This window comes from Nostoc sp. (assembly GCF_036916655.1).
Lineage (GTDB): Bacteria > Cyanobacteriota > Cyanobacteriia > Cyanobacteriales > Nostocaceae > Nostoc.
On the sequence record NZ_JBALFY010000056.1, the window covers coordinates 55,182 to 70,332 of the forward strand.

Here is a 15,151-nt window from a genome sequence, read left to right on the forward strand (position 1 = left end):
AAATAGGGTGGACATTGCCCACCCTACTAATTTATCTGCTAGAAACTTATTGTTATGGCTTTAGTGATTGACCTTTAGAACAGCGGTCAAACCACTCTTGGTATTTTTTTTGGTGCGATTCGTCTTCAACAGCAATGGTAACACGCACCTGCTTACAGCCGTGATTTCGCTCTAGTGCGATCGCATTCAGCAACAAATTAGCAATTTTAGGCGAGCTAAATTCGCCACTTACCGTTAAACCGTTGTCAAAATGTGTAACTTCAAGTCTTTCTACTTCGGTCAAATCAACGCCAGTAATTTCTCCTTGCCCTAAATCAATTTCTGCAAGTTGTTTGTGTTCTGGGCTAATTTGTTCCACAATCAGCATTTCACGCCGGACAGGAACTTGTACCATCCGGGTTTCAATTACTTTGCGAACAATTACCTCACCGACTTTACGCTTACTGCTTTCAACAACTAGTCGTTCTTCTAGTAGACGAATAATCTGTTCTTCAGTAACCTGTTCTAAATTCACTGGTTCAACTGGGCTATTGATAATTGGATTATTAGCTACTTGCTCAGTTGAGTCACTATCGCCTGGTGTTTGTGTTTCTAAATATTCAGGCATATACTCAATTTCTGATTTGTTTAAGTCTATGAAAACAGATTTAGTGGGCTTGTCGATTTTTTTTATTCTTTGGCTCTGCAACCGAAATAAAGAAGGATGTTTATCAGCTAACTGCTGACCATCTTCTCCAGTTTGTTGATTTACCTGCTTAGATATAACTAAGTTTAGCCGACGATGAGCATCCACAATTAAATCATGAACTACTCCTACTAGCTGACCTTGCTTATCAAACACAGCAAAATTATTCACCCTCTGTTTTAAATCTGCCAGAGAGGAGCTAATGCGAGAGTTACCGTTTACCTGTACAATATTTTTTGCCATCTGTTGGCTATTCATCTGCAAAGTTTACGAAATGCTTTCTAATTAGCTAAATTAAAATCTATTAATGCTCTAGATACTATTCAGATAGTGTTAGAAAATGTTGGCGATCGCTGCATTTATCCAACCTATATCCAGAGCGATATCTGCTATTACAAGCACAGGTAAAGCTAATTCGACAGCCTCACCTGTACTGTATAGAATTAATTACTAGTCATTAGTTATTGACTAATGACTATATATTACTTAGCGCTCTTCAACTGGAAGATTACCAGAATTCACATCTAACTCTTCACGACGCACGGTTTCTTGAGTTTCAACTGTGTCTTGATCTACCACTTTTCTAACTCTAACTTCTTCGCGCAAAAATGCTTCTTTGCGAACATCAGCAGTTTCTTCGTGGATTTCTATACGAGCTACTTCGCCTTCACGGAAGTCTGCTTCACGCCCAGAAACAGCCGTACCCGCATCTGCCGGAGTTACACGTTCAATCACAACTCTTTCTCTTTCTACTGGCACTACAACCCGTGCAGTATCAGTCTCAACGTGTTTGCCAATTGTTACTTCTCCAGTTTTTTGGCGTCGTTTATTGGCAATCAGCCGTTCTTCATACAATCTTAGAGTTTGATGATCTTGCTCATTTACCCCGTATAAAGAAGGTTCATTTTCGTAAGTATAGCTATCACGGGCGTAAGTGGGAGTTGTAGGCAATGGTGCTACAGGTGGTGCTAAAGGGTCTAATGCTGCTGAAGCTTCTATAGGAGTGTAGTCTCCAGGTTGGCGATATACCCCACGTACCCGTTCTTCATAGTCGTAATCAAGGGTTTGACGTTCATTGAACTCAGGCAAATCTTCAGCTTGTTCTCTAGTCAAACCAACTGTGTACACGCGATCAACGTTATAGTCGATACGGGCGCGGCCAAGTGGTAGTAATACTTTCTTACCAAAAATCCAGAAGCCTAAGTCAACTACTAAATAGCGAAAATGACCTTCTTCATCAACTAAAACATCGCTGACAGTACCAATCTTTTCGTCAGTCCCTTGTGTATAGACACCCAGTCCCTTAATATCATGACCATCAAAATTATCTTGATAGTTAGGCTCAAAATCTTCTAGTTTGTAAAGAACCATTATCTTTCTTTAACCTCAAATATTTTTTTCATCTCTTAATAACTAAATTAGACATTTATTGATTTTTGTACCTCTTTCTGGCGAATGAATTATTTTCAGATTTAAATAATCAAAAGTTATAGATATTTTTATTCGCATAGCTAACTAGAGATGCAAAAACATAATAATTTTTCCTTGCTTTGTAAAAATATGTCTAGTATTTCATGTATGGAATTTACTAAATACTATTATATTTATTTATCGTTACAAACTTTTGAATCTATAAATAGCTAGTTTATCAATATGTATTTTTTTGCAATATTCAAATTCCCAACTTATCCAGTCAGGAATTTTGTTGTTTCATAAAAAAACACAGGCAGAATTAAAAATTAACTTTGCCTGTATGATTATTTGAGGTAAACCTACTAAATAAATTTATGAACTAGCTAATTAAATAGCTTCATGTGCATTGATACCATTGTCTTGCACGTGTAAATCACCCACTGTATCAACATCTAACTCTTCTCGACGAATAGTATCTTGTGTTTCTACAGTATCCCGTTCTACTACTTTTTTGATCCTAACTTCTTCACGCAAAAAAGCTTCTTTATGTATCTCAGGTGTTTCTTCGTATACTTCTATGCGTGCTACTTCCCCTTCTTGAAACCTAAGTTCATTGGGATCTACAACAACTTTGCCTGCTTCTGTTGGCACAACCCGCTCAATCAAAACTCGTTCTTTTTGAATAGGTACTGTAACGTGTGCAATGTCTGTTTCAATGTGCTTTCCAACTGTTACTTCTCCAGTTTTGATGCGGTGTTTATTGGCAATTAATCGTTCTTCATAAAGTCTAAAAGTTTGATCGGAGTTATCTTTTAAACCGTATAAAGCTGGCTCTTTCTGGTAATTATAGGTATCACGATCGTAAGTTACACCGCTGGTTGGAGAACGAAATACACTACGTACATTTTCTTCGTAATCGCTATTAACGATCGCGTCTTCTTTGTGATCGGGCAAATTATTTATTTGCTGTTTACTTAACCCATCAACATAAACGCGTCTTTCTGGATAATTGATCCGAGTAAGACCAATCGGTAGCAATATTTTTTTGCTAACAAAATCTAAGCTGATATCAATAATTAAATACCGGAAATGACCATCATCATCAACTAAAACATCACCTACTGAGCCAACTCTATCTCCTCCCTCAGTATAAAGCTCTAGTGCTTTAATGTCGTCTCCGCCAAAGGTTTCTAGATAATTGGGGTCAAAATGTTCAAGTTTGTGAATAGGCATAAGCTGTTCCTAAGTTGTATATAAGGTTTATTTGCCAGTGTAAAAAATATTGTGCTAAGTATCATCCTGCTGGCGACTGATTTTAATGGAATTATTTGATGATTTATATTAGGGAAATATTCAAGCTAAACACTATTAACAATCGATAGAGATATAACTAAAGTTATAAAAAACCAGACATATACTGGTATAAAATATCTTCTCAACTAGTCGAGGCGATGTCTACGACGGGCTACGCCAACGCACAATGGCGACAAGCAAATTTCTCACCTGTGCTGTCGATCAAATCCTTCCTACATTTTCAGGGGATTGGACGATATCACCTGCGTAAGTCCTGCTAATTAAGAGCCAATACTGAAACAATGGGAGTAGACACTAGAGAACCATGCAGATTATGAGTGAACTTCCAAATAGTCTTGAAGATGCGATCGCCCAATCTCGTGTAGCCGTCCAAACTGCCCTTGCAGATGGCTGTACTCGTCTGCAAGTTGAGTTTTTGTTCCCAGAACTGAAGTATATGCCGGTGGCGGAACAGTTTTTGCCCGTGTTTACAGATTATGATTCCCGCTTGAAGATTTTCTTTGCTGACGCTGGCGCAGCAGCCTTAGCCCGTCGTGATTGGGCAGATGCACCATTTAAAATTTTGGATATTGGTACGGGTAGGGCTGCTTCTTTGCAGACAAAAATTCAGCCAGAGGATGAAATTTTCTTATTCATTGCCCCCACTGCCGTAGAAGTGCCGCAGTTGGAAAAGTTGTGTGAAGTAATAGGCGATCGCCCTTTAGTATTGTTAAATCCCCGTTTGGAAGATTCTGGGGTTGTGGGCATTGGTTATGCAGCCAGAAAAACTCGTGAGCGTTTCACCAATACCATTGAATCCTGTTATTATCTACGCCCCATAGACGATCAAAGTGCTTTATATCGCTCCTACCCAGGACAGTGGGAAGTTTGGCTAGAAACTGGCGGCGAATATCAAATAATTGCTGAATTACCCACAAAACCATCGGGTGATGATTTGGATCTGATTCTTTTAAAAGGACAACCGCAAACAACAACAGACGCGACACCTGCGAGAAAGCCCAGTATTTTTAAGAGTTTGCAAAGGTTTTTAAAAGCGTTGAGTAGTTAAGAAAAAGCAGAGGTAGCAGAGGTAGATTTTATTATCTGCTACCTTTTTTTATGTGAAAGCTACAAAATTACGTCTATTTTGCCAACCAATATATATCAGTTGGTAATGGTCTTGTTTTATATCAAAAATTGTTTGATATGAGCTTCAATTTCATTATTAGATGAAGCAAGTTGAGCATATTCTGTAATTAATTCCCTTGCAACGGTGCATTTAAGACTTTCTCAATGCGATCGCGCGTTTCTAGTAAGTGCGCTTTGGTATACTCATCCTCGGAATTAACTCCCTTAAGTTTCTCATCAAGCTGTTTGAGTTTATACCAAGCTAAAGTCCGAGCATCTTCTGGAACATATTCTTTTCGTAATACCATACCAGTTAAAATGTCAAGGTATTTGCGCTGCAAGCCTCGCCGTAAACTGGTAATTTTCATCGGTTTACCTTTTGGTTTAATGACTTCCGTCCAAATACCTGACTGCAAAGTGTCAAATAGTTCTGGTAGAGTCAGTGCTTTTCCTTCGGGAGCTTTGAGTTCGATATCCTTGAGACGAGAAAGGCGATCGCCTGAAAGTAAATCTCGCAACACAGAACCTTGCATAAATAGCACTAAGTCATGAATTGGAAAATCTAAACGGCCAACTTGCACAGAAGTACCCCAATGTCGCCAACGGGAAGGCGCTAATTTATTCAGCAGTTCTGGTGAAAAGTTCAGGGCATCTTCGGCAAACACATACTTTTGTAGTGTATCTAAAGCTTGGCGCTGTTCTTCTACTGGTACTGCTTCAAATGGTAATCGGTGTTGGGTAACTCCAGAGGGTATCTCACTAGGGTGAATGCGATAGAAAGACTGTCCCCCAATGTATTTTGTGGTGTAATATATTTGCTGAAAATAGTTACCCAATACGGTGCTAAAACGTTCGCTCACATCGCTGTAACTATCACCAGCCATCGGGAAACGTTTATCAAGACGTTCCCACATCACCCGCGCATTATTCAACTGCCACTGAGAATAAAGCAGTACGTTGCTACTGTTATCCCAAGCATCAGCAGTCGGGTCAAGGTCATAGACATCTTCATCTGTGGAATAACTCAACTCTGGCTTATAAGATTGTGCAGCGATTTCCTCCAAAATAGGCTTTTCTGCTATGGGAGTTGATGTCTGAATTGTGGTGTAGCCGTACTTAATCGCCCATTCATCATAAGGCCCCACTACGCTGGGAAAATAATCTCCCTGTTTTGTACCTTGAGGGGCAATATTTGGGGGAATATAGTCCATTACGGAACTTGTCAGACCTTTAGTTTTAGTAATTTCCGTATTATTCATCTCCTGGGGTGGTAGCAGTGTACTACCACGGAAATTATGACGTAAACCAAGAGTATGTCCAACTTCGTGAGCGATGATTAAACGTAAATATTGATTGATATATTCTTTCACTTGGTCGGGAGTGGCTATAGTCTCTGGCAGCAATGACATTGCCAGCGAACCAAAGGCAAACTGGTTAGCAGCTTCCATGCCGTAGCATAAATCGTACTCGCCTGCCATTTTCGATAAACGATTCAACAACCCCTGTTGTGCTGGCATTTTCTGAGTAGCACCATTGTTTTTCGCATCTAAACCATTGGTGCAAAGTAGACGATTTTGCATCAAAGCTGATAGGGTAGTGCGATTTTCTGTTTGACTGGGTTGGACGATTTTACGATACTCATTTTTGAGTGCCCGTATAAAGCTAGCATCTACGAGAATGTCTGCATCTAAAATTTCTCCTGTCAATGGATTAACACGGGATGGCCCCATTGCAAAATAACCATCTACTGTGTTAATCCAGCGAATTGTGTTGTAACGAATATCTGCCGGGTCCCAAGTAGCATCATCGGGCATTTGGCGGACTTCAATTGCATCCTTAAATCCAGCTTTGAGAAAGGCTTTGTTCCACATGAGAACGCCTTCTTTCATCGCATCGCGGTACTCTAAGGGCACAGCATTATCAATCCAGAAAACAATTGGTTTTTTGGGGCGAGAAATGACTGCTTTCGGGTCTTCTTTTTCTAAATGCCAGCGATTTATATAGCGGACAAAAGAATCGCCGCGATCGTCTTTGGATAAATCTTGGTAGGCGGTGATGAAATAGCCGATGCGATCGTCAGCAAGGCGCGGTCGATAATCTTGATCGGGTAATTGGGAGAGACTATAGTGGACGCGTAGGGTAAAACCACGGTTGTCAGCTAGGGATGCAAAGTTCGCTACTTCACTGTCGCGGTCAACGCTACCAGAGAAATTCAAAACTGATTCAACTTCTAAGTTTTGGGGAAAGGCTTTCGCATTACCAAAATAGGATTGGTCTGTGCTGCCTGGGACTCCTAAACTTGCAGATAATCCAGCTAAGTCTGTGAGTAACAAATCTCCCAAGTCAATGAGAATAGTTTTGCGTTCTGGATGAATGCTTTTAATGGAAACGGTATAGAGAACAGAGTCACTAAAAGATCGCATCAGCGATCGCACCTGGGGATCTCCCTCACGCGTGCGAAAATTCACATTGCGGATCGCAAAATGTAGTTTATTATCCACTCGTTGGAAATAAAACAAAAAATCTTGCAGAGGCATACCGCTATAAATACCCCGTTCGCCAATACCCGATTCTAGGGTTGCTGTAGCTAGGTAATTTTTATTAAGTTGCTCTGGCTTAATTTCTAGATAAATCTTATTCTTTTCTTTATTGCGATAAAGAGTGAACAATCCCCCTGACTTTTGCGTATCTTTAGTTACTTCGTTGAATGGCTCTAATTCATCCTTTGCTGCTGGTTTAGCAGTAGAATTAGGCTTTGCATTCGGTTTTTCTGGGGGTTTTGCAACTTGCAAAAATGGCTGCTGTGCTGCTTTTTTGGGATCTTTTACCACCCAACTAAATGGTTCAGGCTGTACATATTTATTTTGATTAACTACCCAAACTTGCCCTGATGATAGCTTCTGTTTCTGAGGAATATTGATATTATTTAGTGATGAAGCTGAAATTTTAGTTGAAGAAGTTTCTGTTGTTAACTGACTATGAGATTTTTCTTCATTTTTGGTTTTAACCACACTTTCTACAAACTTATGGTTAGCTGATAACTCTGTATCCACTCTGTTAACAGAGGGTGACTTAGCACTAGCCGTTGTTACTCCTAAAAACAAACTATGTAACAAAATCATATAAAAAGTTAATTTGTTCATTGCATTCATTCCCCAATAACTATCCCGCAGTTAATTTTTAACTTTTGCAAAGCTATGCAGCCTGAACTCTGCTGATTCTCTTAGCTGCTTTATATTAAGCAGCAAACTTGCGATCGTGCCAATTTTTGATTTTAGATTCAAAAAGTTTTTTGGTACTGCTTCAACCCTTGTATTCAGGGTCAACCAAAAAGGCTTTTGTGACCCTCGATAGTATTCGTGCAGCATCTCCCAAAGAAGGATTAGCATCTGTGGGTAACATCTGACTCGCTAATGCAAAGCTATCGTCGATCCAAAATCATCAATCCCTGTATCCTGGTGGTCAGGCGAAATCCAAAATCGTTTGACTGAAATTTTAGTTGCCATTTTCAGCTTTGTTGTGCTGTTTTAGTGTAGGATTTTCCCTAACAATTGCGTCTCCAAGAAACAGTAAGTATTATTTTTACATCGGACTAGTAAATTTCTTGGGAAGAAAGTATAACAAATTAACCAAAACATGGAAATTACTTGATTTTTGAAAGGATTTTGAAGCTAACACTTTATTGACATCAGGAGAAGCATCTGAAAGCGACTACAGGTAAGCAAGAAGCTGTCATCCAGAAAGGCCGTTGCCAAACTCACAAAAAGTCATCTGGTGTAGACATCGCCAACTCATGATTTTTTTACTATAGTATTTATTTATACTATTAATTTGTAGCAATGAAAAGCAAACTAGCATATAAAAATTTTTAATTCAGGATTATCAAAACAGTAACTTAAATGTAACAACGGGCACAGAAATGTCAACATATTTATCTCAAGTCTGGCAATTGCTGAGAAATTATGTGAGGGGTACAAGGTTGCAAGAAATGCCAAAGACCACATCGCCAGAAACCGAAGCAGTTTTACCTCTAGGAAAAAGTATTAAAGTAGACAAAAGCATTAAGTTTACTCAAGATAATTTACAGGAATATTTATACTCTCCAAGACTGCAAGAAAGCTTAGAAGAATGGACAATACTAGATAGCAGTTTGACTTCTAAGATCGGCGATCGCGCATTGGGCACTTTACCATCTGGGGTTTGTTTTAGAGTGTGCGATCGCCAGATGCATGAAGAGATTTATGATTTATTGGGCAATGCTGCCTTGAAACCAGAAATAGTCAGCCAACTAATGGAATTGATTGTGACTGGTAAAAAAATTAGCCCAGAACTACTTTTCTGGCGGTTAGAAGATTTTTATCGTCGTTGGAGTCAGGGAGAATTTATCGATGGGACACCAGATGATAACCTACCTCAGAAAACAAAGTTAAAGTTGGCGGCACAAAATATTGCGATCGGGTTGAGACAGGTAGACATATATACAGGGCTAAACGTACTGATTTTACTGTTAGAGTTACACCGCTACGCCCAAGGGCGAGATGAACTCAAACAAAAAATCACCTTCTATCCATCAGATCAACCAGACACAGACAATTTTTTCACATCCCAACTGCTGCGGATTATCAACTATAGCGATGCCCTGGAAATTGGTAACTTTTCCAGTATAGTTGGGCAATTCCTTAAAGGCGGCAACTTTCGGAGTGCATACCTGGGTGATGCTAACCTCACCGGGGCAGACTTTAGCGGTGCTGACCTAAGCCTTGCTTATCTCGGCGATGCTAACTTAACTGGCGTCAACCTCAGCGGTGCCAACCTCAGCGGTGCTAACCTTGGTGATGCCAACCTCAGCGGTGCCAATCTTAGCGGTGCTAATCTTAGCGGTGCCGACCTCAGCAGCACCAACCTCAGCGGTGCTAACCTTAGCTGTGCCAACCTTAGCCGCGCCGACCTCAACCGCGCCGACCTCAGCAGTACCAACCTTAGCCGCGCCGACCTCAGCCGCGCCGACCTCAGCCGCGCCGACATTAGCAGCAGCAACCTCAGCCATGCTGACTTAAGTAACGCCATCCTTTTTGGTGCGAATCTGAGTGAAGCTAACCTTAGCAGCGTCAACCTCAGCCATGCCGACCTATGCCGCGCCGACCTCAGTGGTGCTGATTTGAGTCATGCCATCCTCAACGGTAGTAACCTCAGCGACACAATTCTTTTCAGTACTAACTTGAGTGATGCCATCCTTGTTGCCGCAGACCTGAGCTACGCCAAACTTAACGGTGCTAAACTTAACAATGCCAGACTTAACGGGGCAATGTTCTTAGGCGCTGACCTTAGTGGTGTAGACCTGAGTCGGGTAATTCTCAACGAAGCCGACCTCAGCGGCGTGATTCTTAACGACGCCGACCTCAGTGGTGCCGACCTCACCGACGCCATCCTGTTCGGTACAGACCTCAGCTATGCCAACCTTAACAGTGCTAACCTCAGTGGCAGTAACCTTAGTGGTGCTATTCTCAACGGTGCGGATCTCAGCCATAGCAATCTCAGCTATGCCATTCTGGGTGGTGCAGACCTCAGCGACGCGAATTTAGAAGAAATGATCTGGGGTAAAAAGCAGCAGTGGGAAGGTGTACGGGGATTAGAGACAGCAGTGAATGTGCCAGAGGCGTTGAAGGAAGAACTGGGACTGAATTGAGTTGATATCCTCACCGCCGTGAAAGCACTCTTAAGAAGGAGTAATGAGTAATAAGTAATAAGTAATGAGTAAATACCCATTTTTCTGATGAAAGGAAGTTGCCAAATCATCCCACAATTATGCAATGCCACGAGGGGAAAGGTAAAACCCAAGCTTTAAAGACCAACTTCCGAGTTCAAAAGTGCAACTTCCGAGTTCAAAGGTGCAACTTCTGGGTTCAAAGGTGCAACTTCCGAGTTCAAAGGTGCAACTTCTGGGTTCAAAGGTGCAACTTCCGAGTTCAAAGGTGCAACTTCCGAGTTCAGAGGCGCAACTGCCGAGTTCTGAACACGACTTTCCGAGTTCCGAACACCATCTTCCGAGTTCTGAACACGACTTTCCGAGTTCTGAACACCATCTATGGATATCTCAGCTTGAATGATGAACTCAGAAATAGCTAATGTCTAATTATTAGCACGATGCGATCGCCTTTTCTCTTCCTCCGTGTCCTCTGCGCCTCTACGGTTGGTCATTCTTACCACACGCACAAACCCCAAATTTTACACTAGACTCTAAATAACCAGTAATTACACGAGTCCCAGCGAATGAACAAGCGTTTATCGCAAACCTGGCAGAAATTTCGGCAATCCTTCTCAGTAGGAGAGACTTTAACTACCACAGTTGAGACTGGCAAAGCAGTTTTAGAAGCCGCAAAAACCTTTCAAGAACAAAGTGACAAGGTAGAACTCTTGAAACCTCTGTTACAAAATTCATCTTCACTACTAGATGTGTTGTGTTCACCCTTAGCGCAGGTAGTGGGTGCGGGTTTGCCATTCGTGCCGCTTGGAATAGCCTTGCTAAAGTATTCCCGCGACATAACTAAACAAGATCCTTCTCTAGAAGACTGTGTATTTATAGTTACTCAAGCTGCTTATTTAGAAAGTATCAAAGAAATTTTATCCTTATATCCATCTATTAACTGGGATGCTGATCCCAAGATTAATAAAACACTAACGAAACAACTACAAAAACTCAATGATATTGAATTAGATTATGAAAGTGCCAGCAATGCTGTAGCCTGTTTCCACGAATCAGAATTAGCGAAAGTATTTAATCAAGTATTATTGGCACGATTAGAAGTAGCAAACATCCCCAACGCTAATGCTAAGATTTTGACACAGAGAGTAGCTTGGAATACTCACCGCTACATAATTAAAGCCTGGATAGAATCAGGCGATGCTATCAAAAATCTAATTCAACCTTCCTTTGGAGACTGGCAGAAAGAACAGCAGAAAATCTCTAGCATTGATGAATATCTAAAAACTTATATTGCTAGCAAACCTTTAGACTTAGTTTTTGACGAAAGTTTCTCATTTAAAGATATTTACGTACCTTTAAAAGCCAAACCTGTAGATAAAAATGGTGAGATAAATAAAAAATTAGACTCCTTAGATTTAGAAACATGGGCTAAGGAAAATCTGCTAAATCCAAATAAGCTAGAACAAGTGATATTTGTTCAAGGAGGCCCAGGAAGAGGCAAAAGTGTCTTCTGTCGGATGTTTTCTGATTGGGTACGACAGCATTTGCATCCTATCTGGACACCAATCTTGATTCGGTTACGGGATTTAGACTCCTTTGAATCGCGTTTAGAAAACACTTTGGAAGCAGAACTGAAAATTAGTTTTATTCAAAGCGATAAAAACTGGTTGACAAATAAAAACACCCGTTTCTTGTTTATCCTTGATGGGTTTGATGAACTGCATATTGAGGCTAGAACGAACCTCAATCTAGAAGCATTTATCAAACAAGTCTCTGGATTTCAGCAGGAATGTAAAAGTTACCGAGAAATGGGACATCGGGTGATAATCACTGGTAGGTCGATGTCTTTACAAGGTATCCCTCACTTGCCTCGCAATTTAGAGCGGGTTGAAATTGTCGAAATGGATGGACAACTCCAACAAAAATGGTTGGATAAGTGGGAAGAATTACCAGCTAATAAAGGGAAAACCGCAGCCTTTAAGCAGTTTTTACAAGGTGATAAATGTCCATCTGAGGTAAAAAAATTAGCCCAAGAGCCGCTCTTACTTTATTTGTTAGCGGCAATGTATCGAGATGGTAAATTGGCAATTGATAAATTAGAGCAAGCAAGCCAACGCACAGCCAAAATTGTAATTTACCAAGAAGCTTTAAACTGGGTACTGACAAAACAGCGTTCAGAAGCAGATGGGACTAATTTAAATATTGAGTTAACCCAACAGAAGCCCGAAGATTTAAAACGTATTCTTACAGAAGCGGCTGTTTGTGTTGTGCAGTCGGGAGGTGAATTTGCTTCGATGTCAATGTTAGAAGCACGTTTACAAGATGACGAAACAGCAAAAGCTTTAATTGAAAAAGCTAAAGAAAAATTGGGTAATGAAGCACTCAAAACAGCTTTAGCTGCTTTTTACATTCGTCCTGCTGATAAACAAGAGGGTGGGGTTGAGTTTTTTCATAAGAGTTTTGGCGAATTTCTCTTTGCAGAACGCCTGAAAACCCGCCTGAAAGCTTGGACACAATATTACGAAGCAGAAGACGGAAGACAATTAATTATTCCTGAAGCTCAAATGAATTGGCAAATTTATGATTTGCTGGGTTTTGGTAGACTCACATCAGAAATTGTGGAATATTTGATGGGGTTGCTGACTGAAAATCAAGATTTTCCTTGGGAGCAGTTATTTAAGCGCTTAGAAAAATTTTACGGTAACTGGTGTAAGGGTAAATTTATTGACTCTGCTGAAGAGACTTTGCCTCAGAAAAAGCTGCGACAGTTGCAAAAGTATGGAATTCAAGGGCTAGGTCAGCGTCAGGTAGATATTTCTGCTGGGTTGAATGTGATGATTTTGCTTTTGGAGTTGCACGGTTATGCTAAAGGGCGAGATGATCTCAAAAAACAAATTATCTTCTATCCATCTAGTCAACCAAGAGAAAATTCTTGGACAGGGCAACTGTATTTCATCATCAATTACAGTAATTGCATTCAGTCTGAAACTTTCAATAGTGTAGTCGGGCAATTCCTCAGGGGCGCATATCTCAGGGGCGCATATCTCAGGGGCGCAAACCTCAGGGGCGCAAACCTCAGGGGCGCAAACCTCAGCCACGCAAACCTCAGCCACGCAAACCTTAGCGCCGCAAACCTCAACGGCGCAGACCTCAACGGCGCAGACCTCAACGGCGCAGACCTCAACGGCGCAGACCTCAGCGATAAAGATTCAGGAGATATCCGCTGGGATGAAAATACAAATTGGGAAAATGTGAAAGGGCTGGATACAGCAAGGAATGTGCCAGAAGCCTTAAAGCAACAGTTGGGGTTGAGTTAAGAACAGGTGGGAGCAGGGGAGAATCGTTATATAACTGTATTGAACGTGAATTCGACGGCTCATATAGTGTCCGCCTAATTAGCTCAATGATAGAAAAGACCTCTCCCTGGTTTTACTACGCAAAACCGTCCCTCTCCGAGTCGGAGAGGGACAGACTTGAACTTTAGTTCAAGACAGGGAGAGGTTCGTCGAACTCACGGTGAACATAATCTTGAGTAAGGGACTTCCAAATAAAAAAATATCCAATTAACTCTTGTGGGGTGGGCGTCTCGCCCGCCCAGTCCATAGGGCGGGCAGGATGCCCACCCCACAATATTGGATAATTTATTTCTTGGAGTTCCCTAATGAGCAATGCTACCTCAAAGCCAGTTCTGAGTTTGCTAACTCTACATTAGAGGGCTATATCCCGCTTGCTAGAGTGTGAGTAGTTCACGTAGAATATAGTGCCATTGTTGCAGCAGTTCTCATGACCTCATCTGCGTCGTTTGACACATTAGAGTCTTTACAGGCGGATATCGCTGAATTAATCGCTCGTTTACCGACATTAAAAAATCGGCAATTTATTCAGCAAGCACTTGCTACTATTATTCGTTTAGCTGATACCGAAATTGAGCGTCTTGATTGGAAAATCTTGTCGGCTGCACTAGCAGATATGGAGCGCGGTTTCCAGCTTTTTTACGATTACCGACACGTTCGCAAAGTCACCATTTTCGGTTCTGCTCGTCTCGCGCCAGATACACCAGAGTACCAAATGGCTCTTGAGTTTGCTCGTGCTATTTCGCAATTGGGATTTATGGTGATGACCGGCGGCGGTGCTGGAATCATGCAGGCGGGTCATGAAGGGGCTGGGCGAGAAAATTCCTTTGGATTAAACATTCAACTACCCTTTGAACAGGAAGCAAACCCTTTTATAGAAGGCGATCCCAAGCTAATTAACTTCAAATATTTCTTTACCCGCAAGCTGTTTCTCCTCAAAGAAAGTGATGCTGTCGCCTTGTTTCCGGGAGGCTTTGGCACTCAAGATGAAGCTTTTGAATGTATGACATTAACCCAGAATGGTAAATTTGGCCCAGTACCTCTAGTTTTAATCGATCGCCCTGGTGGTGATTACTGGCGCTCTTGGAGCGAATATATTGATAAGCAATTAGTAAAAAACCGCCTTGTCAGTCCTGAAGACCCCAGCCTTTACACGGTGACAGACAAACTGGATGTGGCTTGGGACGCTATCACCCGTTTTTACCAGGTTTATCACTCCTCTAGATATGTCGGCGCTAAGTTAGTCATCCGCTTGAAGACAGATATCTCAGACGCGCTGGTAGAGCGACTCAATGCTGATTTTAGCGACATTATTGTTCAAGGACGGATTGAAAAAAGTCAGGCATTACCTCAAGAAGCCCAAGATGAAACTGTTGGACTACCCCGCCTGATTTTGCACTTCAATCAACGCGACTTAGGGCGCTTGTATCAAATGATTGCCATAATTAACCAGATGGGCACTTCTTCACCAGAAGATGCAGCGCATCCAGAAAGAAAGTAGGTATTCAAGAATGCAAGGGGGAGAATTTGAATTACTTTCCCTTTCCTAGCTTCAAGGTTATAGAATTGCTTAGT

The 15,151-nt window shown here is 41.4% G+C and carries 10 protein-coding genes; 4 read left to right on the top strand and 6 right to left on the bottom strand.

The features are described from left to right. Positions 1-52 precede the first annotated feature (52 nt). From V7L31_RS13905 to V7L31_RS13915, 3 genes are all read right to left on the bottom strand, one after another. Entirely contained in the window at positions 53-943 is an 891-nt protein-coding gene (locus V7L31_RS13905; RefSeq protein ID WP_334696765.1) for a YsnF/AvaK domain-containing protein, read from the bottom strand. A gap of 228 nt (positions 944-1,171) precedes the next feature. After that, complete coding sequence (locus V7L31_RS13910) at positions 1,172-2,056, bottom strand: DUF2382 domain-containing protein (RefSeq protein ID WP_334696766.1); 885 nt, start codon at positions 2,054-2,056, stop codon at positions 1,172-1,174. Between the two features lie 429 nt (positions 2,057-2,485). Beyond that, positions 2,486-3,331, bottom strand: a complete 846-nt coding sequence (locus tag V7L31_RS13915; protein WP_334696767.1) for a DUF2382 domain-containing protein — start codon at positions 3,329-3,331, stop codon at positions 2,486-2,488. A gap of 394 nt (positions 3,332-3,725) precedes the next feature. Here V7L31_RS13915 and V7L31_RS13920 point away from each other — a divergent pair, with 394 nt between their 5' ends. After that, a complete protein-coding gene (locus V7L31_RS13920) occupies positions 3,726-4,460 on the top strand; it encodes a DUF1995 family protein (protein WP_334696768.1) in 735 nt (244 codons plus the stop codon). A gap of 48 nt (positions 4,461-4,508) precedes the next feature. Here the strand turns inward: V7L31_RS13920 and V7L31_RS32620 are convergent, their stop codons facing one another. Together V7L31_RS32620 and V7L31_RS13925 are read right to left on the bottom strand one after the other, a co-directional pair. Further along, positions 4,509-4,589: a hypothetical protein gene (locus V7L31_RS32620; RefSeq protein WP_442944421.1), complete on the bottom strand. Its 81-nt coding sequence runs from the start codon at positions 4,587-4,589 to the stop codon at positions 4,509-4,511. Positions 4,590-4,647: 58 nt separating this feature from the next. Continuing rightward, positions 4,648-7,662 (bottom strand): zinc-dependent metalloprotease, encoded by a 3,015-nt coding sequence (locus V7L31_RS13925; protein WP_334696769.1) that lies wholly within the window; start codon positions 7,660-7,662, stop codon positions 4,648-4,650. Positions 7,663-8,438: 776 nt separating this feature from the next. Between V7L31_RS13925 and V7L31_RS13930 the strand changes: the two genes are divergently transcribed. Beyond that, a complete protein-coding gene (locus V7L31_RS13930) occupies positions 8,439-10,205 on the top strand; it encodes a pentapeptide repeat-containing protein (protein WP_334696770.1) in 1,767 nt (588 codons plus the stop codon). A 155-nt stretch (positions 10,206-10,360) separates the two neighbouring features. Here V7L31_RS13930 and V7L31_RS13935 read toward each other — a convergent pair whose 3' ends face one another. Further along, the gene (locus V7L31_RS13935) at positions 10,361-10,489 is read right to left on the bottom strand and encodes a hypothetical protein (protein WP_334696771.1); all 129 of its coding nucleotides are present in this window, start codon (positions 10,487-10,489) and stop codon (positions 10,361-10,363) included. A gap of 300 nt (positions 10,490-10,789) precedes the next feature. Here V7L31_RS13935 and V7L31_RS13940 point away from each other — a divergent pair, with 300 nt between their 5' ends. Then, entirely contained in the window at positions 10,790-13,540 is a 2,751-nt protein-coding gene (locus V7L31_RS13940) for an NACHT domain-containing protein (protein WP_334696772.1), read from the top strand. Between the two features lie 466 nt (positions 13,541-14,006). After that, positions 14,007-15,077 (top strand): LOG family protein, encoded by a 1,071-nt coding sequence (locus tag V7L31_RS13945; RefSeq protein WP_334696773.1) that lies wholly within the window; start codon positions 14,007-14,009, stop codon positions 15,075-15,077. Positions 15,078-15,151 lie beyond the last annotated feature (74 nt).

Bases quoted from the DNA above. Each gene is read 5' to 3' on its own strand.
- V7L31_RS13905 (WP_334696765.1), bottom strand. From the start codon at position 943: ATGAATAGCCAACAGATGGCAAAAAATATTGTACAGGTAAACGGTAAC.
- V7L31_RS13910 (WP_334696766.1), bottom strand. From the start codon at position 2,056: ATGGTTCTTTACAAACTAGAAGATTTTGAGCCTAACTATCAAGATAAT.
- V7L31_RS13915 (WP_334696767.1), bottom strand. From the start codon at position 3,331: ATGCCTATTCACAAACTTGAACATTTTGACCCCAATTATCTAGAAACC.
- V7L31_RS13920 (WP_334696768.1), top strand. From the start codon at position 3,726: ATGAGTGAACTTCCAAATAGTCTTGAAGATGCGATCGCCCAATCTCGT.
- V7L31_RS13925 (WP_334696769.1), bottom strand. From the start codon at position 7,662: ATGAACAAATTAACTTTTTATATGATTTTGTTACATAGTTTGTTTTTA.
- V7L31_RS13930 (WP_334696770.1), top strand. From the start codon at position 8,439: ATGTCAACATATTTATCTCAAGTCTGGCAATTGCTGAGAAATTATGTG.
- V7L31_RS13940 (WP_334696772.1), top strand. From the start codon at position 10,790: ATGAACAAGCGTTTATCGCAAACCTGGCAGAAATTTCGGCAATCCTTC.
- V7L31_RS13945 (WP_334696773.1), top strand. From the start codon at position 14,007: ATGACCTCATCTGCGTCGTTTGACACATTAGAGTCTTTACAGGCGGAT.